This is a genomic window from Rhizobium sp. RAF56, assembly GCF_052113965.1.
In the GTDB taxonomy this organism is placed as follows: Bacteria; Pseudomonadota; Alphaproteobacteria; order Rhizobiales; family Rhizobiaceae; genus Rhizobium.
On sequence record NZ_JBFRDU010000020.1, the window covers coordinates 87,814 to 107,091 of the forward strand.

At 59.0% G+C, this 19,278-nt stretch carries 28 protein-coding genes and 1 tRNA gene; 22 read left to right on the plus strand and 7 right to left on the minus strand.

All coding sequences use genetic code 11. The annotated features are described in order from the left end of the window. Nucleotides 1-154 precede the first annotated feature (154 nt). Nucleotides 155-619 (plus strand): Lrp/AsnC family transcriptional regulator, encoded by a 465-nt coding sequence (locus AB4048_RS17845; protein ID WP_442203326.1) that lies wholly within the window; start codon nucleotides 155-157, stop codon nucleotides 617-619. A gap of 21 nt (nucleotides 620-640) precedes the next feature. Here the strand turns inward: AB4048_RS17845 and AB4048_RS17850 are convergent, their stop codons facing one another. Both AB4048_RS17850 and AB4048_RS17855 read right to left on the minus strand, forming a co-directional pair. Then, entirely contained in the window at nucleotides 641-970 is a 330-nt protein-coding gene (locus AB4048_RS17850; RefSeq protein WP_442203327.1) for a hypothetical protein, read from the minus strand. Between the two features lie 121 nt (nucleotides 971-1,091). Next, nucleotides 1,092-2,135: an NAD(P)-dependent alcohol dehydrogenase gene (locus AB4048_RS17855; protein ID WP_442203328.1), complete on the minus strand. Its 1,044-nt coding sequence runs from the start codon at nucleotides 2,133-2,135 to the stop codon at nucleotides 1,092-1,094. Between the two features lie 199 nt (nucleotides 2,136-2,334). Here AB4048_RS17855 and AB4048_RS17860 point away from each other — a divergent pair, with 199 nt between their 5' ends. The 3 genes from AB4048_RS17860 (at nucleotide 2,335) to ilvC (ending at nucleotide 5,093) form a co-directional block, all read left to right on the plus strand. Next, nucleotides 2,335-3,261, plus strand: coding sequence for an AraC family transcriptional regulator N-terminal domain-containing protein (locus tag AB4048_RS17860; RefSeq protein ID WP_442203329.1), 927 nt, complete (start codon nucleotides 2,335-2,337; stop codon nucleotides 3,259-3,261). A gap of 116 nt (nucleotides 3,262-3,377) precedes the next feature. Next, nucleotides 3,378-4,031, plus strand: coding sequence for a TetR/AcrR family transcriptional regulator (locus tag AB4048_RS17865; RefSeq protein ID WP_442203330.1), 654 nt, complete (start codon nucleotides 3,378-3,380; stop codon nucleotides 4,029-4,031). Nucleotides 4,032-4,073: 42 nt separating this feature from the next. Then, nucleotides 4,074-5,093: a ketol-acid reductoisomerase gene (gene ilvC / locus AB4048_RS17870; RefSeq protein WP_442203331.1), complete on the plus strand. Its 1,020-nt coding sequence runs from the start codon at nucleotides 4,074-4,076 to the stop codon at nucleotides 5,091-5,093. 47 nt (nucleotides 5,094-5,140) lie between these two features. Here the strand turns inward: ilvC and AB4048_RS17875 are convergent, their stop codons facing one another. Continuing rightward, entirely contained in the window at nucleotides 5,141-5,728 is a 588-nt protein-coding gene (locus AB4048_RS17875) for a class I SAM-dependent DNA methyltransferase (RefSeq protein WP_442203332.1), read from the minus strand. Nucleotides 5,729-5,914: 186 nt separating this feature from the next. Here AB4048_RS17875 and AB4048_RS17880 point away from each other — a divergent pair, with 186 nt between their 5' ends. Continuing rightward, nucleotides 5,915-6,169, plus strand: coding sequence for a type II toxin-antitoxin system ParD family antitoxin (locus AB4048_RS17880; RefSeq protein WP_442203333.1), 255 nt, complete (start codon nucleotides 5,915-5,917; stop codon nucleotides 6,167-6,169). Further along, the gene (locus AB4048_RS17885; RefSeq protein ID WP_442203334.1) at nucleotides 6,169-6,465 is read left to right on the plus strand and encodes a type II toxin-antitoxin system RelE/ParE family toxin; all 297 of its coding nucleotides are present in this window, start codon (nucleotides 6,169-6,171) and stop codon (nucleotides 6,463-6,465) included. The genes AB4048_RS17880 and AB4048_RS17885 overlap by 1 nt, the downstream gene beginning before the upstream one ends. A gap of 108 nt (nucleotides 6,466-6,573) precedes the next feature. Here the strand turns inward: AB4048_RS17885 and AB4048_RS17890 are convergent, their stop codons facing one another. Next, the gene (locus AB4048_RS17890; RefSeq protein ID WP_442203335.1) at nucleotides 6,574-6,831 is read right to left on the minus strand and encodes a GlsB/YeaQ/YmgE family stress response membrane protein; all 258 of its coding nucleotides are present in this window, start codon (nucleotides 6,829-6,831) and stop codon (nucleotides 6,574-6,576) included. 149 nt (nucleotides 6,832-6,980) lie between these two features. Between AB4048_RS17890 and AB4048_RS17895 the strand changes: the two genes are divergently transcribed. From AB4048_RS17895 to AB4048_RS17930, 8 genes are all read left to right on the plus strand, one after another. Continuing rightward, complete coding sequence (locus tag AB4048_RS17895) at nucleotides 6,981-7,430, plus strand: YidB family protein (protein WP_442203336.1); 450 nt, start codon at nucleotides 6,981-6,983, stop codon at nucleotides 7,428-7,430. Between the two features lie 242 nt (nucleotides 7,431-7,672). Further along, nucleotides 7,673-7,930, plus strand: coding sequence for a type II toxin-antitoxin system Phd/YefM family antitoxin (locus tag AB4048_RS17900; protein WP_442203337.1), 258 nt, complete (start codon nucleotides 7,673-7,675; stop codon nucleotides 7,928-7,930). 6 nt (nucleotides 7,931-7,936) lie between these two features. After that, the gene (locus AB4048_RS17905) at nucleotides 7,937-8,347 is read left to right on the plus strand and encodes a type II toxin-antitoxin system VapC family toxin (RefSeq protein WP_442203338.1); all 411 of its coding nucleotides are present in this window, start codon (nucleotides 7,937-7,939) and stop codon (nucleotides 8,345-8,347) included. Between the two features lie 103 nt (nucleotides 8,348-8,450). Further along, entirely contained in the window at nucleotides 8,451-9,680 is a 1,230-nt protein-coding gene (locus AB4048_RS17910) for an aminotransferase-like domain-containing protein (protein ID WP_442203339.1), read from the plus strand. A gap of 184 nt (nucleotides 9,681-9,864) precedes the next feature. Beyond that, nucleotides 9,865-10,977, plus strand: a complete 1,113-nt coding sequence (locus AB4048_RS17915) for an endonuclease/exonuclease/phosphatase family protein (RefSeq protein ID WP_442203340.1) — start codon at nucleotides 9,865-9,867, stop codon at nucleotides 10,975-10,977. Continuing rightward, nucleotides 10,977-11,705 (plus strand): NUDIX hydrolase, encoded by a 729-nt coding sequence (locus AB4048_RS17920; RefSeq protein WP_442203341.1) that lies wholly within the window; start codon nucleotides 10,977-10,979, stop codon nucleotides 11,703-11,705. The genes AB4048_RS17915 and AB4048_RS17920 overlap by 1 nt, the downstream gene beginning before the upstream one ends. 70 nt (nucleotides 11,706-11,775) lie before the next feature. After that, nucleotides 11,776-12,693, plus strand: coding sequence for a PhzF family phenazine biosynthesis protein (locus AB4048_RS17925; RefSeq protein WP_442203342.1), 918 nt, complete (start codon nucleotides 11,776-11,778; stop codon nucleotides 12,691-12,693). Nucleotides 12,694-12,818: 125 nt separating this feature from the next. Then, a tRNA-Lys gene (locus tag AB4048_RS17930) sits at nucleotides 12,819-12,894 on the plus strand. A gap of 54 nt (nucleotides 12,895-12,948) precedes the next feature. Here the strand turns inward: AB4048_RS17930 and AB4048_RS17935 are convergent. The 3 genes from AB4048_RS17935 to AB4048_RS17945 form a co-directional block, all read right to left on the minus strand. After that, nucleotides 12,949-14,013 carry a tyrosine-type recombinase/integrase gene (locus AB4048_RS17935; protein ID WP_442203343.1) on the minus strand — a complete coding sequence of 355 codons (1,065 nt, stop codon included), beginning with the start codon at nucleotides 14,011-14,013 and terminating at the stop codon, nucleotides 12,949-12,951. Nucleotides 14,014-14,402: 389 nt separating this feature from the next. Next, a complete protein-coding gene (locus AB4048_RS17940; protein WP_442203344.1) occupies nucleotides 14,403-14,804 on the minus strand; it encodes a hypothetical protein in 402 nt (133 codons plus the stop codon). A 74-nt stretch (nucleotides 14,805-14,878) separates the two neighbouring features. After that, nucleotides 14,879-15,541 carry a helix-turn-helix domain-containing protein gene (locus AB4048_RS17945; protein ID WP_442203345.1) on the minus strand — a complete coding sequence of 221 codons (663 nt, stop codon included), beginning with the start codon at nucleotides 15,539-15,541 and terminating at the stop codon, nucleotides 14,879-14,881. A gap of 133 nt (nucleotides 15,542-15,674) precedes the next feature. Here AB4048_RS17945 and AB4048_RS17950 point away from each other — a divergent pair, with 133 nt between their 5' ends. The 8 genes from AB4048_RS17950 to AB4048_RS17985 all read left to right on the plus strand — a co-directional run bounded on the left by AB4048_RS17950 (nucleotide 15,675) and on the right by AB4048_RS17985 (nucleotide 19,172). Next, complete coding sequence (locus AB4048_RS17950) at nucleotides 15,675-15,884, plus strand: transcriptional regulator (protein WP_442203346.1); 210 nt, start codon at nucleotides 15,675-15,677, stop codon at nucleotides 15,882-15,884. A 184-nt stretch (nucleotides 15,885-16,068) separates the two neighbouring features. After that, nucleotides 16,069-16,818 (plus strand): hypothetical protein, encoded by a 750-nt coding sequence (locus tag AB4048_RS17955; RefSeq protein WP_442203347.1) that lies wholly within the window; start codon nucleotides 16,069-16,071, stop codon nucleotides 16,816-16,818. Continuing rightward, nucleotides 16,815-17,012, plus strand: a complete 198-nt coding sequence (locus AB4048_RS17960; protein WP_442203348.1) for a hypothetical protein — start codon at nucleotides 16,815-16,817, stop codon at nucleotides 17,010-17,012. The genes AB4048_RS17955 and AB4048_RS17960 overlap by 4 nt, the downstream gene beginning before the upstream one ends. Then, nucleotides 17,009-17,515 (plus strand): hypothetical protein, encoded by a 507-nt coding sequence (locus AB4048_RS17965; protein ID WP_442203349.1) that lies wholly within the window; start codon nucleotides 17,009-17,011, stop codon nucleotides 17,513-17,515. The genes AB4048_RS17960 and AB4048_RS17965 overlap by 4 nt, the downstream gene beginning before the upstream one ends. After that, nucleotides 17,512-17,694, plus strand: coding sequence for a hypothetical protein (locus AB4048_RS17970; RefSeq protein ID WP_442203350.1), 183 nt, complete (start codon nucleotides 17,512-17,514; stop codon nucleotides 17,692-17,694). The genes AB4048_RS17965 and AB4048_RS17970 overlap by 4 nt, the downstream gene beginning before the upstream one ends. Then, nucleotides 17,691-17,882, plus strand: coding sequence for a hypothetical protein (locus tag AB4048_RS17975; RefSeq protein ID WP_442203351.1), 192 nt, complete (start codon nucleotides 17,691-17,693; stop codon nucleotides 17,880-17,882). Before AB4048_RS17970 ends, AB4048_RS17975 begins: the two co-directional genes overlap by 4 nt. Continuing rightward, nucleotides 17,875-18,378 (plus strand): hypothetical protein, encoded by a 504-nt coding sequence (locus AB4048_RS17980; protein WP_442203352.1) that lies wholly within the window; start codon nucleotides 17,875-17,877, stop codon nucleotides 18,376-18,378. The genes AB4048_RS17975 and AB4048_RS17980 overlap by 8 nt, the downstream gene beginning before the upstream one ends. 554 nt (nucleotides 18,379-18,932) lie before the next feature. Beyond that, a complete protein-coding gene (locus AB4048_RS17985; protein ID WP_442203353.1) occupies nucleotides 18,933-19,172 on the plus strand; it encodes a hypothetical protein in 240 nt (79 codons plus the stop codon). Nucleotides 19,173-19,278 lie beyond the last annotated feature (106 nt).

The following is a 19,278-nucleotide window of genomic DNA, read 5'->3' on the forward strand; positions in this document are numbered from 1 at the left end:
TGTCTCTTCCCGTTTGCTTACGATGACCAGATCATGGAGCAAAATACGCGAGCAAAGTTTGCATTTTTTACGAAATGACGCCTATATCTACCGCATGAATTTGCGCGATTTCGTCACATTGCGCAATATGTCGGCGCGGGTCTGGGAGGATAGCATGCTCGATGAGCGCGACAGGAAAATTCTCGACCTCTTGCAGAGCGACGCGGGCGTGTCCGTAACGGACCTTGCCGACCGCGTGGCGTTGTCCGTCTCGGCCTGTTCGCGCCGCATCCAGCGGTTGGAAGAAAGCGGCCATATCGCCAGGCGTATCGTCGTGCTCGATCGCGATAAGATGGGCGTGCCGACCACTGTCTATGCTCTCGTCAAGACGGCGCATCATTCCGACGACTGGATCGAGAATTTTCGAAAGGCGATCAGCGACATTCCGGAGATCGTCGAGGCGCACAGACTGACTGGAAACTACGACTATATCGTCAAGGTCGTGCTGCCGCGCGTGGAGCACTACGACGTGGTCTACAAGCAACTCGTCCGCAAGGTCGAACTGTTCGACGTCACGGCCTCGATCTCGATGGAAACCCTGAAAAGCGGAATGTCTATACCGGTCGGCTATGCGCGGTAGCGATTTTCTCGGATCGTCGGCTCAAATGGCTTCGTAGGCAAAGAACAGACCGATCATTGCGATGCATACAAGCCCGATGAGGAAGCAGATGTCGGCGACCGATTCCATCCGCTTGCTGATCCTCGGACGGGTGACATATCGTATCGACAGGTAGGACGTTACCGCGCTCACCAGAAAAAATAATGACGTCAACGCTGCGAGTTCATCGACGCGACTGGGGCCGATCCGGCCCTCGACCACCTTCACCAGGCCGATCAGCGTCGTACAGATGCCGATCATCGTTCCCGACGTCGGCAGGATGTGGCGCGACAGCACGCGATCTTCGGACTGGGATTGGGCTCTCTCGGTCATCGCTTCCGCTCCGTGAATTTGCGGTCGCATTTAATCGATTGAAGCCCCGGTGCAAAGGCCTTTTCGTGGGGTGCGACAGTCCGTCATGAGGCGGCCGGGCTGGCGGCCGCCTCAACGCGGATCAGTTGAGCGACGCGATATCGATCACGAAGCGATAGCGTACATCGCTTTTCAGAACGCGCTCATAGGCGGCGTTGACCTCCTGGATGTTGATCTTCTCGATCTCCGACACGATGTTGTGCTTGCCGCAGAAATCAAGCATCTCCTGGGTTTCCTTTATCGAGCCGATCATCGAGCCGGAAAGGCTCCGGCGACCCGGAATCAGAGAGAAGGCGTGGACCGGGATCGCATGTTCGGGAACACCGAGCAGCACCATGGAGCCGTTGACCTTCAGCAGGCTGAGATAGGCGTTCCAGTCGATTTCGGCGCTGACCGTGCAAAGGATGAGATCGAAGGTTCCGGCAAGCTTCTTGAAGGTCTCGGCATCGCTGGTGGCGTAATATTCCTTGGCGCCGAGCTTCAGTCCGTCTTCTTTCTTGGAAAGCGTCTGGCTGAGCACTGTTATATCGGCGCCAAGGGCCGAGCCGAGCTTGACGCCCATATGGCCAAGGCCACCCATGCCGACGATCGCAACTTTCTTGCCGGGGCCGGCGTTCCAGCGACGCAGCGGCGAGTAAAGCGTGATGCCGGCGCAAAGCAGCGGAGCCGACGCATCGAGCGGCAGGTTTTCCGGGATCGAAAGGACATAGCCTTCCTTGACGACGATCGAGTCGGAATAGCCGCCCTGCGTCGGCGTCTTGCCGTCGGCTTCGACGCCGTTATAGGTCACCGACAGACCGGGCATGTACTGTTCGTTGTCGACGTCGCGGCTGGCGCAACCAACGCAGCTGTCGACGAAGCAGCCGACGCCGACACGGTCGCCGACCTTGAATTTCGTGACCTTCAAGCCGACAGCAGTGACGATCCCGGCGATCTCGTGGCCGGGGACGATAGGATAGACGGCGTTCTTCCACTCGTTGCGAACGGTATGAATGTCGGAGTGGCAGATGCCGGCAAACTTGATGTCGATGACGACGTCATCGTCGTTCGGTTCGCGCCGTTCGAAGGTGAAAGGAGCGAGGGGTTTCGACGCGTCGGTTGCGGCGTAGCCTTTTGCGATGGGCATGGGAATGTCCTTCTTGTCGAGGGTGGAATGTGACGGTGCCCTTATGCCTTTTCTATTGTCACTGGTGTTAGAGCGATCCTCTTAGGTTTGTGCCCGATCCTGCAAAAGTGTGGCGGAGGACTATTTGCCGGGCTCGAAATGCACTCTACATTGGGGCCAGCCGATCGATCGGCTCCATCCTCCACCAGAGCGCCTTTGCATGACCCTGATTTTCAATCCCTATCATGAAATCGCCTCGATCGCTGCGCGTTTCACGCCTGGCGAAGGAGAGTTCCAGACCGCCATCGAAGGCGTCGGGATAAGCCGTCGCTCGAAACCGAGCGCGCCCTGCCATAGCAGCTATCGTCCATGCTTTGCGATGGTTATCCAGGGCGCGAAAAGCCTTCAGCTCGGAACGGACACCATCAACTATGCTGCCGGCGACTATCTGTTGACCTCGCTTGATCTACCGGTTGCATGGAGGGTTGTAGAAGCCAGCCCCGAGGTGCCGCATTTTTGTGTCACGCTCGCCATCGACAGCGAAAAGCTTCTCGATCTGCTCAGCCGCGCCGAGATCCAGCGATTGGCCGAGCCGGCAGCGGGCCAGCGCGGCATCGTCGTCAATGCCGCCACGCCCGAGCTGCTCGACGCTGCCGTACGAATGCTCCGCTTGCTCGATACTCCTGATGACATCGCGGCGATGGCGCCGCTGATCGAGCAGGAACTGCTCTACCGCATTCTGACCGGGCCGGCCGGCGGCCAGCTCGTCAACATCGCGGTCGCCGACAGCCACGGCAATCGTATTGCGCGCGCAATTGCCTGGATCAGAGAGAATTTTGCACGAGCGTTGCGCATCGAGGATCTGGCCGAGCACGTCAATATGAGTGTCTCGTCCTTCCACCATCACTTCAAGGCGATCACGGCCATGACGCCCGGACAGTATCAAAAACAGCTGCGGCTGCATGAGGCACGCCGGCTGATGCTGATAGAGCGGCTGGATGTCGGCACAGCCGGTCACCGGGTCGGCTATCAAAGCCCATCGCAGTTCAGCCGTGAATACAGCCGCCTCTATGGCTTGTCGCCGCTCAGAGATGTCGAGAGCATGCGTGCGCCCATGGCTGCCGAGCAGGGCGGTTCCGGCAGATAGCCGGATGGGTTTCTAGAAATTGCCGAGCACGAGCCCAAAGTGCTTGACGCCTGCCACGAGCTGCGGCATAAGGCGTGCGAACCGTACCGTACGGTACGCAATTGGGAGTGGCGATCGTGCCAAGCGATGCAGGTCAGTCGAGCGAATTTTCGCCGCGCCAGAACGCAGTTCTGGAACAGGCGCTGCAGCTGCTTGTCGAGGGCGGCGAAAAGGCGTTGACGACGTCCGGCGTCGCGCGCGCGGCCAACTGCTCCAAGGAGAGCCTCTATAAGTGGTTCGGTGACCGCGATGGCCTGTTGTCGGCCATGATCGCGTATCAGGCAAGCAAGGTGCGCACCTTTGAACGCAATGGCGAGCGCCTTACGGCCGCAAGCCTTCACGACCATCTTGCCATCTTCGCCCATGACCTTCTGGAAGTGCTTGCCGGCGACGTATCGCTGGCGCTGAACCGGCTGGCGGTCGGCCAATCGCACCGGGACGGGTCGAAGCTCGGCAAGCTGCTCATCGAGCGCGGGCGGCGCCAGATCGACCGCCGTGCCATGGCGTTGATCGATGCGGGCAAGCGGGCAGGGCTCCTGCGCTTCACCGACGCCGACGAGGCCTACCACACGCTCTACGGGCTGATCGTATCTGACCTGCATGTGCGCATGCTTCTCGGCGAACCGGGACCGAAGGATGTGTCCCGTCAGGCCGAGAAGGCGGTCGGCGCGTTTCTCAGGCTCTACGGCACGGAAAAAGTTTCGGCGGACGCGGCAGCGACCGTCTTCTGATCACAAAACCAACATCGGACAAGCAAAGGGAAGGAAGAAACAATGCGCGTCTATTACGATCGTGATGCCGATCTCAACCTCATCAAGGCCAAGAACGTGGTCATCGTCGGCTACGGCTCCCAAGGCCGCGCCCACGCGCTGAACCTCAAGGACAGCGGTGCTGTCAACGTCGTCATCGCGCTCAAGGCTGGCTCGGCCACCATCAAGAAGGCGGAGGCCGACGGCTTCAAGGTCATGACCGTTGCCGAAGCCGCAAAGTGGGGCGACCTCCTCATGATGGCGACCCCGGACGAGCTCCAGGCCGACATCTACAAGGCCGACATCGCCGGCAACATCCGGGACGGCGCCGCGATCGCCTTCGCCCACGGCCTCAACGTCCATTTCGGCCTGATCGAGCCGAAGGCTTCGCTCGACGTCGTCATGATCGCGCCGAAGGGCCCCGGCCACACGGTTCGCGGCGAATACCAGAAGGGCGGCGGCGTTCCCTGCCTCGTCGCCGTTCATCAGAACGCTTCCGGCAACGCGCTTGAACTCGCGCTTTCCTACGCCTGCGGCGTCGGCGGCGGCCGTTCGGGCATCATCGAGACCAACTTCAAGGAAGAGTGCGAAACCGACCTCTTCGGTGAGCAGGTCGTTCTCTGCGGCGGTCTGGTCGAACTCATCCGCGCCGGCTTCGAGACCCTGGTCGAAGCAGGCTACGCGCCGGAAATGGCATACTTCGAGTGCCTGCACGAAGTGAAGCTGATCGTCGACCTGATCTATGAAGGCGGCATCGCCAACATGAACTACTCGATCTCCAACACGGCCGAGTGGGGCGAATACGTCACCGGCCCGCGGATCATCACGGAAGAGACCAAGGCCGAGATGAAGCGCGTGCTCAAGGACATCCAGACCGGCAAGTTCACGTCCGAATGGATGCAGGAATACCGCTCGGGCGCTGCCCGCTTCAAGGGTATCCGCCGCGTCAACGACGCCCACCAGATCGAGGAAGTCGGCGCCAAGCTGCGCGGCATGATGCCCTGGATCGGCAAGAACAAGCTGGTCGACAAGGCCCGCAACTAATCTCGTCACCGAATGGTGACTTTAAGGCCGGAGCGAAAGCCCCGGCCTTATTTTTGTGCTTTGAGATAAAGCCAGCTCGTGGGCTGGTCGTCGTAGCCGCCCCCGGCCGCTTGCGCCATCGACACGGTCGACCATCCGCCCTTGTGCAGCAGGCCCGTTAGCCACGTCGGTGAGGGATAGTTATAGTATCGGCCGAAAGCATCGTGCCCCTCCGCTGATCCCTCCTTGAAGCTCGCGTGGAAAACACCGCCGGACTTCAATGCTCGGTGGATGCGTTGAAGGACGTCCGGCAGTGTGGCGCGGGGAACATGCAGTAGGCTCGCTTCTGCCCAGATCCCGTCATAGGCATCTTCCGCCTCCAGTTCTTCCGCAAGCATGACGCGGACCGCGGTGCCGAGCAGCTTTTCCGCTTCCTTCGCCATACCCGCGGAACCATCCGTCGGCGTAACCTCGTAACCTTTCGAGCGCATATAGGCGCTGTCATGGCCGCCACCGCATCCGAGCTCTAAAATGGCGCCGTGGGGCGGCAGTGCCGCCAGAAATTCATTCAGGCGTTCCAGCGGAAGGCGGCGCCTGCGGCCGGCGTAGACGGGCGCGTTATCATCATAAAACGAAGCTGTATTGTCACTCTGCATGCTGCAATCCAGAAAGTAGACGCAATCTCCGAAGCCGCGCTCCTGGCGAAAACGACGGGGTCAATGCACTATAATCCCCTATGCGCAAAATCGCGTGCCTCGGCTGTGAAGCACTAGCGGCTCAACAGCTGTTCGATTGATCGAGTTATCAAAAATTGATAATATCCGATAAGTGAAAGGGACAATATGCCATCCAGCTACAATATCGGCCCCCACTATGAGGGCCTTGTTCAAGAGCTTATCAAGAGCGGGCGTTACGCCAGCGCGAGCGAGGTCATGCGCGACAGCCTGCGCCTTTTGGAAGAGCGCGAGGAACAGCGCAAGGCTCGCCTCGAGGCTCTGCGCGCTGATATCCGGGAGGGGGCGCAGAGCGGGACGGGCCTGCCTGCCGATCAGGTCTTTGATCGTCTCGAAGCGAAATACGGCGGAAGCCAATCCTAGTGGCGATCACCTTCGCCCCGGCTGCCATGCAAGACTTGGAAGAAATCGGCGACTATATCCACGCCGATAATGCGACCGCCGCCTTTCGCTTCATTAGAGAACTGCGGGAGCGATGCAGCCGACTGGCTGACGCGCCGCGCGGCGGCGCGCCGCGGCCTGAGATATGGGTCGGCCTCCGCTCGGTTCCTTTCGGCCGCTACGTCATCTTCTATACACTTGCCGGCGACGAAGTTCGTATCGAACGTATTCTGCATGGCTCCCGTGACATCGGGACAGTATTCACCGACGACAAGTAGTGGCCTGCAAGCGATGTGACGACACCGTCGCCGAAGGGGAACCTGAATCTTGTCAGGAGAGTTGGCGATGCGTCCACGACTCGGCCGCCAACCGTTAGAATACAGCGGCTACATGGAGCGCCGGCCCGACATTGCGTGATAGACCCAAAGCACTACCACAGCCCCGATGATCGAGACGACTATGCTGTAGATGTTGAGGCCGGTGACGCCGGAGGCGCCGAAGAAGCTGAAGATCAGACCGCCGGCGATCGCGCCGACGATGCCAAGGACGATATCCATGAGCATGCCCGAACCGCTCTTGTTGACGATCTTGCTGCCGATGAAGCCGGCGATAAGTCCAAGAATAATCCAGCTGATAACAGACATTTGCCACTACCCTCCTTGATTGGTTGCCTATCGCGACCATCTTCCATCTCAAGCTAGACGTATGGGCTGTGAAATCAAGTTCGATTGCATTTCTGGTTGCCGGCTCGCTTCTGGTTGCCAACAAGATTAGGAAGAAAGAGGAGATTGCTATGGGCATTTTTGATGACGCCGTTCCTGGCGGCAGCATATCGAAGCCGATCATGATCGCGCTCGGCGCGCTGCTTGTCGGCAAGCTTCTCGGCGGCGGCGCGGGACAGGATACCTCCGCCACGCAGCAGCAGCCCGGTGCCACCCCGCAAGGGGGCGACGGCGGCCTGATGGGTGGACTGGGCGGCCTTCTCGGCAAACTGACTGAAGCCGGTCATGGCGACGCGGTCGATTCCTGGGTCAAGCCCGGGGCGAACCAACCGATCTCGCCCGGCAGCCTCGGCAATGCGCTCGGCTCGCAGACGATCAGCGATCTCGCGCGCAAGGCCGGTGTCAGCGAGGATGAGCTGTTGCAGCAACTCTCGCGCGTGTTGCCCGGTGTGGTCGACAAAGTGACGCCGCAGGGGCAGATTCCCGGCCTCGAACAGCTCTCGTCGCTGTTCCGCTCGTAAGCGCCCCGGACGCTTCCACGTGAGGCCCGATGTCAATGCCTTGCTCCCGCCTGGGGGCAGGGCATCGTTGCGCTATTGAGCGATAGCGTTTCGGCGCACGTCTTTGCGACGTGGACGATATTATCGATCCGTGAAATGGGCATTCAGCCTGAAGGACGCACGCTTGAAACGGCGCGTGAAAAAGACTAGGCTACTGACTAGTCATAATGACCAGGCTACTGACTAGTCATTTGGAGGTCGCGATGCGTCAATGGCCGGTTCAAGATGCCAAGGCTCGGTTTAGCGAGATGCTGGATGCCTCGTTGGAGGAGGGGCCACAACTCGTCTCCAAAAGGGGCGAGCCAAAGGCGGTGCTTGTCTCAGTCGATGAATGGGAAAACCTGCAGAGACGGGCAAAGCCCAGCGCCAAGGAGGCGCTTCTCGCGCCGGAACCGCGCTTTGAACTGGTGGTTCCGCCTAGGGGGCAATTGAAGCGTAGAAGGCCCCCGGCCTTCGAATAGTCGCCGATGTATATTCTCGACACCAACATCATTTCAGAGTTGCGGCGTCCGAAGCCGCATGGTGCAGTGCTGGGCTGGATCGGAAGCGTCGGCGCGGACGCACTCTATCTGTCAGCGGTGACCGCGGGCGAGATCCAGGCCGGCATCGAGATCACGCGAAAGCAGAACGCGGCGAAGGCCGATGAGATCGAGGCGTGGCTGACGAGCGTTTTGCGCTCGGTTGCCGTGCTCGACGCAACCGCGCCGGTGTTCCGCAAATGGGCGCAGCTTATGGATTCCAAGTCAGATGACCTCATCGAGGATTGCCTGATCGCCGCCACGGCGATCGTGCATGGAATGACATTGGTGACGCGAAACGTACGTGATTTCGCGGATTTTCCGGTCACCGTGCTCAACCCCTTCGAATACCAACCGTGATCTCCTGCTTTGTCACCGTGACAAACAAATAGGTCAGCAATATTGACTTATTTTTTATTGCGTGATTTTGTTGCGTGAAGCAACGAAATTACGAGGAAACCCTATGTTGGATTGGGAAAATATCTTTGCGACGCGCTCTTCCCGCATGCGCGCCTCCGAAATCCGCGAACTTTTGAAACTGCTCGAGCGTCCCGACATCATCTCGTTTGCCGGCGGCATTCCGGATCCCGCGCTGTTCCCGGATCAGGAATTCAAGCAGGCCTATGCCGATATATTTTCAAGCGACGCCGTGAACGCGGCGCTGCAATATTCGGTCAGCGAGGGCTATAAGCCGCTGCGGGAATGGCTTGTAAGGCAGATGGCCGGGCTCGGCGTTGCCTGCGAGCTTGAAAACGTCTTCATCGTCTCCGGCTCGCAGCAGGGCCTCGACTATCTCGGCAAGCTCTTCCTGTCGCCGAAGGACACGGCATTGGTCACCGCGCCGACCTATCTCGGCGCGCTGCAGGCTTTCAACGCCTATGAGCCCACCTACGATCAGCTGACGCCGAACGGCAACCGGACGCCGGAGGCCTACCGCGCCGCTGCCGAAACAGCCGGCGGCCGCGTCAAGTTTGCCTATCTTTCCGCCGACTTCGCCAATCCGACGGGCGAGACGGTCGACCGCACCGGTCGCGAAAAGCTGATCGATCTTGCCGACGAGATGGACATCGCCATTATCGAAGACGCCGCATACCAGAACCTGCGCTATGACGGCGACGCGGTTCCGCCGATCCTTTCGCTGGAGATCGCTCGCAAGGGCCAAATCAATCACACGCGCACGATCTATTGTGGCAGCTTCTCCAAGACGCTGGCGCCGGGGCTTCGCGTCGGCTTCGTCGTCGCCAATGCCCAGGTCATTCGCAAGCTCGTGCTGATGAAGCAGGCGGCGGACCTGCATTCCTCGACCATCAACCAGATCGCCATCAGTCTCGTGGCCGAGCGCGCTTTCGACGCGCAGGTCGCAAAGATCAGGAAGACTTATGGCCAGCGCCGCGACTGCATGCTGAAGGCGCTCGCAAAGTATATGCCGGCCGGCACCAGCTGGACGAAACCTGAGGGCGGCATGTTCATCTGGGTGACGCTACCCTCCGGCATGGACGGCGCCAAGCTCCTGGCGCGTTCGCTGGAGACCGTGAAGGTTGCCTTCGTGCCCGGCCAGGCGTTTTTCGCCGACGGCTCCGGCGCCAATACCTTCCGTGTCAGCTTCTCCTGCGCCAACGATCAGATGATCGAGGAGGGCATAAGCCGGCTGGGAAGCCTGATCGCCAGTGAGCATGCGGCTGTGGCCGCATAGGAAATCGGCACGGACGGCTCAAATCCAGACGTTGGTCTGGGCCGTCCGCCTGCCGCCGAAGATGGCCGTTCCGCGAGGCTCGGCAGGCAGGCCTGGCGGGGTTGGATCGCCACCTTTTCACAAGGCGGTTGTGCCGATCGATCGCCTGTGCTTGATTTGCCGTTGTCACAAAAGCGGATCGATCATGTCCCTGCGTCTTGCGACCTTCAACGTCGAAAATCTTCTGACCCGCTTCGACTTCACCGGCTATCGCAACCAATTGCGGCAGGACCGAGTGCTGCGGCTCTTCGACGTCCGCAGCGAAGGCGTCTATCAGCAGCTGGAGCAGGCGCGCGTGGTTGCGGCGACGGACGATACACGTCAGATGACGGCACTTGCTATCGCCGACACCGACGCCGACATCATCTGCCTGCAGGAAGTCGACAGCCTCGCCGCGCTCGATGCGTTTGAATACGGCTATCTCTACCGGATGGTCGGCAGCGGTTACCGCCAGAAATTCCTTCTCGAAGGCAACGACGGCCGCGGCATCGACGTGGCGGTCATGCTGCGCGAGGAAACCCGCGACGGCCAGCGCATCGAGGTTCGCGACGTCAAAAGTCACGTCCTGGTGACGTACCGCGATTTCGGGCTTTTCACCGACGAACTGGCGTCTCTCGGCCACCATGTCGACGACAAGGTGTTTAAGCGCGATTGCCTGCAAGTCGACCTCCTGATCGGCGATGTTCCGATGATGCTCTACGTCGTGCACCTGAAATCGATGGGTGGAGCGCGGGAGGGCATGGACGGCCGTCACGCCACCATGCCCGTGCGCCGTGCCGAAGCGCTCGCGGTGCGGCGCATCATCGAGGATCATTTCGGGGCCGCCCATGCGGGGACGAAGAACTTTGCGATCTGTGGCGACATGAACGACTACCAGGAGCGGATAGACGTGATCGGCACACGCCGCACCGGCTATCGCTTCGAGCATCGCGAGGAACCTCTGAGCGCCCTCGACGTCTTCTCCGCCGACGGCTTTGCCGAAAACGTGGTGAAGCGCCGCGATCCCATGGATCGCTGGACGCTCTATCATGCGCGCGGGCCGCAGGAACAATGGCTCTGCCAGCTGGACTACCTGTGGCTTTCGCCGGCGCTTGCCAAGGCGAATGCCACGCGAAAGCCGGAAATCATCCGCGGCGGCCAGCCTTATCGCACCGTATTTCCGCCGGGCCAGGAAATCGACCGTTACCCCCGCACCGGCTGGGATCGGCCCAAGGCCTCCGACCATTGCCCCGTCGTCATGACGCTGGATCTCCCGTGATGGCTTCCCTTTCCGAAACCACCGCCGGCTGGCCGCCGGAGCGTCGCGTCTTTCCGATCCGCAGCATCGAACTTACCGTGCTTGCCGCCGAGCATCCGCTCAGCACTACCGAGGCGGCCGCGATCTCCGATAATTGGAAGCGGGAGACCGATGCCAACCCGGCGCTCTTCGACGGGCGCATGGTACTTTTTCAGCGGCTGGTGGCGAGCGAGGAAGGGGTGCGCGGCGAGGGCTACGTCACGCCGTTCTCCGCCTTCATGTGGTGGCGTCGGCAGCAGCCACGCGCTTCAGGCTTTCACGTCTTCGCATACCCGGTTGTTGCGAGTTCGGACGGCGCGCTGGTTGCGATCCGCATGGGGCCGAAGACGGCCAATGCCGGCCAGGTCTACTTCGCCGCGGGCTCGCTCGAGGACGTCGACATCGTCGACGGTCGCTGCGACGTGGAGAAAAACATGCGACGCGAGGTGCTGGAAGAGACGGGCCTCGACCTTGCCGAGGCTGAGGCAGGGGCAGGTTACTATGCCGCGCATTCAGGCCGGGTGCTGACCCTGATGCGGCTCTTCCAGTTTCCGGAGACGGCGGATCAGTTGGTCGCGCGCATCGAACGGCATATCGAGGTTGCCGAGGAGGAGGAAATAGCCGAGGCGGTCGTCATCCGCTCGGCTGATCCATCTGCCCACGCCTACAACGCCGCCATGCTGCCGATCATCGCGTGGTATTTTTCCTGACGGCCTCCGCCTTGCGCGAACCGACTGCGTCGGGCAGGTTGCCGATCTGAATGTGTGAAGGGGAGCAAGAGTGGCTCGCAGCTACAGCGTCTATGACGTCTTTACCGAAGAGAGACTTGCCGGCAATCCGCTCGCCGTCGTCTTCGACGGCGATGGCCTCAGCGAAGAGGCAATGCAGGCCATCAGCCGCGAGATGAATCTCTCGGAGACTGTGTTCGTCTGCAAGCCACCCAATCCGGCGCATAGCGCCGCCCTTCGCATTTTCACGCCGCGACGCGAGCTGCCGTTCGCCGGCCACCCCACGGTTGGTGCTGCGATCGCGCTTGCCGAGCGGACGCACGCTCACCACGGCGGCGATATCGATCTGGTTTCGGTGCTCGACGAAAGGGTCGGCCCGGTGCGCTGTGCGGTCCGCCTGCGCCAGCAGCGGGCAAGCTTCGCCGAATTCGACCTGCCGCGGAAGTCGCAGCAGATCGCCCTTCCGCTCGACAAGCTCGGCATCGCCAATGCGCTCGGCCTCAAGGTCAACGAGATCGGCTTCGAGAATCACGTGCCTTCGATCTGGAGCGCCGGCGTGCCGTTCTTGCTTGTGCCTATCCACGACGTCGGCGTGGCGGAGAGGATCGAGTTCGATCCCCACCTATGGGACAAAACCGCACCCTTCGTGGAAGGGGCGCTTGCCTCCGCATACGTCTATTGCCGTCGCGCGGTGAACCGCACGGCGAAGTTCCACGCCCGCAAATTCGGAGCCGGACCCGGCCTCGTCGAGGATCCGGCGACGGGAGCGGCGGTCGCGGCTCTCTCGGGCGCCATCCATCGCTTCGACCTGCTGCCGGACGGGCATCATCCGATCATCGTCGAGCAGGGGCTGGAGATGGGCCGCCCCTCCTTCATCCACCTGCACATCGACGTCGAAGGCGGCGAAATTTCCAACGCGCGGATCGGCGGGCACGCGGTCCGTCTAGCAAGCGGAACACTCGATCTTTGATTTTTAACGCTTTTTCTTTGCCGCTCGATTTTTTTTGCAGATTTGCTAAAGAAAATTCGTCTGCCCGCTGGACAATGAAACCGAAGCTATTTATATGCCCGGTCACGCCGCCAGCAAGCGGTGACGGGTGATTAGCTCAGTTGGTAGAGCAGCTGACTCTTAATCAGCGGGTCGTAGGTTCGAGCCCTACATCACCCACCATTTTCAAGCACTTAGACTAGGTTTATTTTCCTCGTTTTACAGTTTGGCTCCGTTTTACACTTCTCGGTGCTTTTTTGTTCCTCGCCCGATCGCGTCGATTACCTCCTGTCCAGCGAGGTAGTGCTTCCGGATGATCGTCTCGGCGTCGGCCTCAGAGTGGCCAGAAATCTCCGAAATCAGCTTGATCTTCTCGGCGTGCGATCTGTCGAGATGACTATAGGCATAGGTGATCGCCGTGCCGCGAAGGTCGTGAAACGTCACGCCCGTGATCCCCAGCCGCTTCATCTCCTTGCGCCATGATGCCCTGAACCCGCTCGACGTCCAGTTCTGTCCGAACGAGTTCACAAGCACGCGCTGTTGCTCCCCCTCCTTAGCCTTCCTTAAGCCCGGCAGGATATCCGGTGCCACCATCACGCGAACCTTCGCTCCGGTCTTTCCCTGTTTGATCGATACCCGGTCGCCGTCGAAGGCGATCGTCGGCATGGTCAGGACGTCCGCCTGCCGCTGCATCGTCCATAGGGCGATCAGGGCCACATCGCGCAGATGCGGCACGCCCTCGGCGATGAGTTTCGTCAACTGTTCATCGGACCAGATGATGTCGCGGCGCGTGCCTTCATGCAGGCGCTCGACCTCTTCCAGTGGATTGCGTAAAATATCCTCATTTCCCTTTGCCCACGAAAACAACCGCGATAGCAGTGCTATATGCATGTCCGCAGAGCGCGGCGCATCCTTCATGGTATCTCGCCATGTCAGGAAGAGCTTTCGGCTCCCTCGGGCTTCTATGGCCTGCACAGGGAACCTCTCGAACTGGAGGCGGATCGTCTCGAACTGCCGCTCATAGTCGCGTCGGGTGGAAGGTGCCAGCGTCTGGTATGCCGCTGTCTTCACGAATTCGTCGATCAGGGAGCCGATCGTCCCCTCGGCGACGGTCTTTTCTTTGACCTTTTTTTCCCGGTCACGGGTAAGCCGGACAAATTCCTGCGTGAAAGCCTTGGTGCCGGGCTTGGGAAATATCCTGGGCGCACCTTTCCCCCGCCATGCATAATAGTACGTTTTGAACGTTCCGTCGGCCAATTCGACGTTGACCTCATGAACGCCGACCAGCTTTCCATCCACCATTGAGCCATCCCTCCAGAGCCTTTTCCGCGGTATCTTCTTCTTGTTTGGCCGCGAAATTCCGTGGTGCGAATTCTATTTCACCGCACGGGTGCATAATCACCCGCACGTTGTTCATCGCTGCCGCGGCAGCAGCATCGGCTATTTCGGATCTAGTGTAAGTGCGGGCTCTCCTCATTCTAGATCTTCCACGTTATTTTCATAGGCTCTAGTCAATTCGCCTCCTTAGCCAGAGCCGACAACACATCGTCCCACGTTGGCATAGCGGCCTGCAGTCGCGATTTTGTGCGGTTCTGGGCCCGCCGATTTCCGAAAGGTGTTGAAAAGCCGCCAACGAAGCGTTTGTCGAACGTGGCAACTGACACGCCGATACTCGGCGACCTGCTCCCTGTTCACTCTGGCCAGGAAGCCTCCAGGCGGCGTAGGCGCGGGTCAGAGATCCAATCGTCAGCCATCCAAATCAAGGTATTGTGCACGTCACAGTCGAAGAAAACCTCGCATGCGCAGTTATGGACGAATCCAATCTCGTACTCTGTCAGATTTTCCAGTTCGGGAATTGCTGCCTTCAGGTCCGAGTTAAGGACGTCAACCTCCTCCGACAGGACCCCCTTCGCCAAGTAGACGCCAATCACACGGGAGACAAACGGAAGATACTTGGCAGAGTCCTTTGCCATGCTTGTCCAAGGGTGTTCGGGTGTTGAGGGGGGCATCTTGGCGACGGCCGAGTGCATATCTTGGATTGTCGCGTCTACGCGCACCATCGGCATCGGGACGGTGTTGGGGGTGTCGGTCATATTCGCTCCATCTATTTGAATGAAGCGATTTAAGCACTGCTTTATTAATTTATCAAGTACAGCTTGATAAAAATCTAGGATGTTCGGTAATAGCGGCGATGCTCGCGGACCGTGCCGATAACTTGACCTGAGTTTTCAGCATTTACGACAATGGGCTTTCGGTCCGCGGCAAGATAGCGCAACTCGAATATGGGAACTCGATTTTTATCCACACCGAGGGGAAAGAACTGCGCGAGAAAAGGGTCCATGTGGCCAACTTCCGCCACGACATAGTCGGCCTTTTCGGGGGCCCGACCCGTGTCAATGATAACATGGTCTCCGTACTGGAAAACGGGTGCCATGGCGTCGCTTTTGCACTCCAATGCGAACACTTCCCCAATTGGTTTCCAGCGAATATCGAAGAAGTCTTCGCCATAGAATTCTTCCGGCTCTTCCCAATTACCCTGAAGATTAAGCCATTCTGCTCTGCTGCCCCAAGGGACCAGCGGAGCTTTCACAGCCGGCTTGTTGCCAGGCGCCATCTTCCACAGCATGGTCTCGATGGAGATATGGTGTTGTGCCGAAAGGCGGATTTCTAACATTTTTGATATGTCGATCAGGTTTTTGGAGTTCGGGGCAGTCTTGTCGGTTTCCCACTGAGAAACTGCTTGCACGCTGATATTGAGGCGCTCCGCAAGCTCGCCCTGAGTCATGTTCCGGGCCTTACGTGCCTCTCGAATCGTTTCACCTAAAGTCACGATATCGTCCGTCCTTTAATTTGCAGAGATTATAAAGGATGGCTTTAGTGGTGCAATCAAGTCGTACTTGATAATATGGTCAAGTCATGCTTTAATTCTTCTAATGATTTCAGCTAACCCGATGGAATAGCGCATGTCTCTCGACAAGGCAAAACGGGCCGTTGGTGGTCCAGGAGAATTGGCTCGTAGGCTCGGAATTTCGATCCAAGCTGTCAGCCAGTGGAAGAAAGTCCCCGGCGAGCGAGTGCTCGCAGTTGAACGTGCGACCGGAGTGTCGCGCTCCTCCCTCCGCCCGGACCTATATCCGCAGGAGCCGTCAGCTTCTGAGATGGCCTCCCTATGACGCGCCCCATAGACCACGAGCGCAACGAGATCGTCGTCCTAGCGGCTCGGTGGCACGCCGAACAGAAATACCCGCCACAGCCGATTGTCCCCGGAATGCGGCCTCGCTTCAATCTGACGGCCTTGCAAGCGACCGAGGCTTGCGCGCCGGCGCGGAAGTTCCGGATTTTAAGGAAGGAACGCGGATGAGCCATTATCGCAAGATTGACGTCCGCGTCTGGAACGATGCTCGCTTCATGTCCCTCACGCTTGAGGGGCGGCTCGCGTGGTTCATGCTCCTCACCCACCCCATGATGACGTCGCTGGGGGCGATCCGAGCGACCCTGGACGGACTGGCTGCGGAGCTGGCGATGGGCACGGAAGGCCAACGGGAAGCCTTCCGTGAAGGCTTACAGGATATCATCGACAAAGGCATGGCGGATCACGATCCGAATGCCAACTTAATCGCGCTGCCAAACTTCCTGAAATACAATAAACCGGAATCTCCGAACGTCGTGAAGGCGTGGGCTAGCTCCGCCGAAATGCTGCCGGAATGTGAGCTGAAAGATCTTACAATTCAACGCTCTATCACTTATGCCGAAGGTCTGGGGAAAAGCTTCAAGGAAGCCGTCCATAAGGCTTTCCCGAAGGCTTCCGGTAAGGCTTCCCCTAAGGCTTCCCCTATACAGAGAGCAGAGAAGCAGAGACCAGAGAGCAGAGATCCAGATTATGCTTTGGAGAAGGAAAAAGACTCTTCAGAGGATACGAATACGCGAAAGACGATGTTCACGGCTTTCCCCATTCCCGCCTCTGCAGCAGAAGGCCGAGCACTGCTCAAGGACAAAGGGGTTCCCACAGATCAGCTTGACGCGTGCCTAAGGCTTCTGATGGGTGGAAACTTTTCGCCCTACGAGCTGGAGGGGATCCTTTTAGATGTGAGGAGGAGTGCGGCATGAGGTCCTACAATCCAAACCAGTACGATTTGTTTTCTTGGGTGAGCCATCGAACGGCCGTGGTTATCGAGCCTGCGCCAGCCGAGGTCATTGATCTGACGCCGGCGATCATCAAACACATCTGCGCTCAGCCATACCCGTTTCCGAAGAAGGATGGCAATGTCGTGACGTTCCTAGCAAGGAGGGTTGCGGCATGAGCGACGAAATGATCGTGCCTCATCCGGACTATGTCTGCCTTACGATCGTCGACGATGACAACCGCGTAGGCCTTCGAAAGGAGGATTCGACCGGCATCCCGCACAAGCATCTACAGCCGCACCAACCTCGACCTCGTAGTCGCTGCTCTGCAGAAGGCACGGGAGGCATTGTCATGATCGTCAAAGCCCACCGTAGCGGATCGTTCTATGCGGCGGATAATGGCAACTGGTGTCTGGCTGGGCCATCCGGCTCGACAGAGCAGACTTGGGCGTGGATTGACGCCCATTCAGCGCATAGCGACCATAACAAACCGCCAAGCCCCGCGGCTTTGGCGCCCACCTTGCTGCAGCAGTCTATCTCAAGGAAGACGAGGTGCAACGGAAGGCGAGCCGTCGACGGTTTGCGCCTCACCGATAGGCAGGCGAACTGGTGGCACGGAATCCTCAAGCACCACATCCCGACGTATGAACCGAAACCGGACCAGATGGAGATGGGTGTATGACCGCAACCAAGCCAGCGGATCTGATTGACCAGATGCGACATCTGGAGACCCTCGGATGGGCCTTCACCCATGCGGAGGCCAGAGACGCCTACCGACGCGCTACGGGCGAGGACATTACTCCCTCGCTCGATCGATATCGGGGATGGCTGGAGGAAAACCTGCTGGGAGGCGACGCGTGATCGATGATGAGGTCCTCGCCGGCCGTGTCCTCGGCCGCTCACCGAAAATGGACGCTTCCATGATGGAAATATCGTGCCAATTGGAACAATCGAACGGCCGATTGGAACAACCTATCGCTGAGGTCGCCAAGCCCAGAATCGCACGAGAGCGCGCTGGTATTGCGCTGAAAGGAAAGCCCAATGACTGAAGTTCAAAAGCGCGGCAATCCCGTTACGCCGACGAAAGGCAAGGCGGTGAAGAATGATCTGGAACCGATCGGAAAAGCATTCGGATCGAAAAATCCCAATTTCATAAACGGACTATTAAACCAGCTGATCGGTATTGGCTCGCAAGGTCCAAAGGCGGACGTGGAGGGAACAGCTTTCGTTGTGGCCATGGTCGCCGGCGTTAAGCCGCAAGATCAGGTCGAGATGATGCTCGCAGCCCAGATGGCGGCCGTTCACAATGCCACGATGACGTTTGCCCGACGCCTTGCTCATGTCGAGAACATCCCTCAGCAGGACAGCGCCTCAAGAGCCCTTAACCAACTCGCCCGAACCTTCGCGGCCCAGGTGGAAGCCCTGAAACGATACCGGACAGGTGGACAGCAGCAAGTCACGGTGAAGCACGTAACAGTCAATGAAGGCGGACAGGCCATAGTCGGCAATGTCTCGCAGGGGGGGCAGGGTGGATCCAAAAAATAAGATCAACCTCATGAACCTAGCACCCAGGTGCAGAGCCAAGGCGAAGCGGACGGGATGCCAGTGTCAATCGCCAGCCGTTACCGGCTTTAAGGTTTGCAGAATGCATGGCGCTCGCGGAGGTGCGCCTGGAGGCAAATGCAATGGGAATTACCGACATGGCAGCTCCACAAAGGAGACGCTTGCCGCCTTGGCAGAGGTTCGATCGCTTATGCGGATATGCCGGGAAACACTTGGTGCTATTTCGGACTAGCCGGAGGTTAAGAATGGAGCCAACCGGAAGACTTCCAAAGATGAGTTGGGGTTGAGGTGAGCGACGTCGTTGCGAGAAGACAGGGGAGAAGGAGGCTCCCGCGCGACCGTGGTCGTAACTTTAATCCACAATACTGGCGCTCCCAAGCTGCGTGAATTGCCGGCGTTCGTTGCGGACGGCCGTTCAAATCCGCTCGATCCGTCGAACGTGATCGGTGATCGGGATCATCGTGCGCAATCTTGGCCGCTACGGCCAAGCGCCACGAGGGGAAAATTCAATGTCATAAACCACAGGAGAAAAGACCATGACTAAACTTGAACAACTCTGTGCACAGCTGAATGAAGAATGCCGCCGAGCCAAACGCAAAGACGCTCCATTTCTCGAGGCGGAACTGATCTATATGCTGGCCGAAATCATTCACAGAAGTGTGGACTGGGTTGCGGACGAGATATACGTCAGTTGGGTCGCAGACCACCTGTGCGAAGTATTGCAGTACATCCGCTCCAGGGGCGGAAAAACAGTCCTGACTGTTGATTTGCGCTGAGAGCTGACCCGGGATTGCGGGAAAATATCACTGAGAATTGACCCATGTTTCAATCATCCCCTGTGGTTTCAGCGGGGGCTTTGGAGTGATCGACATGGCGTTACTG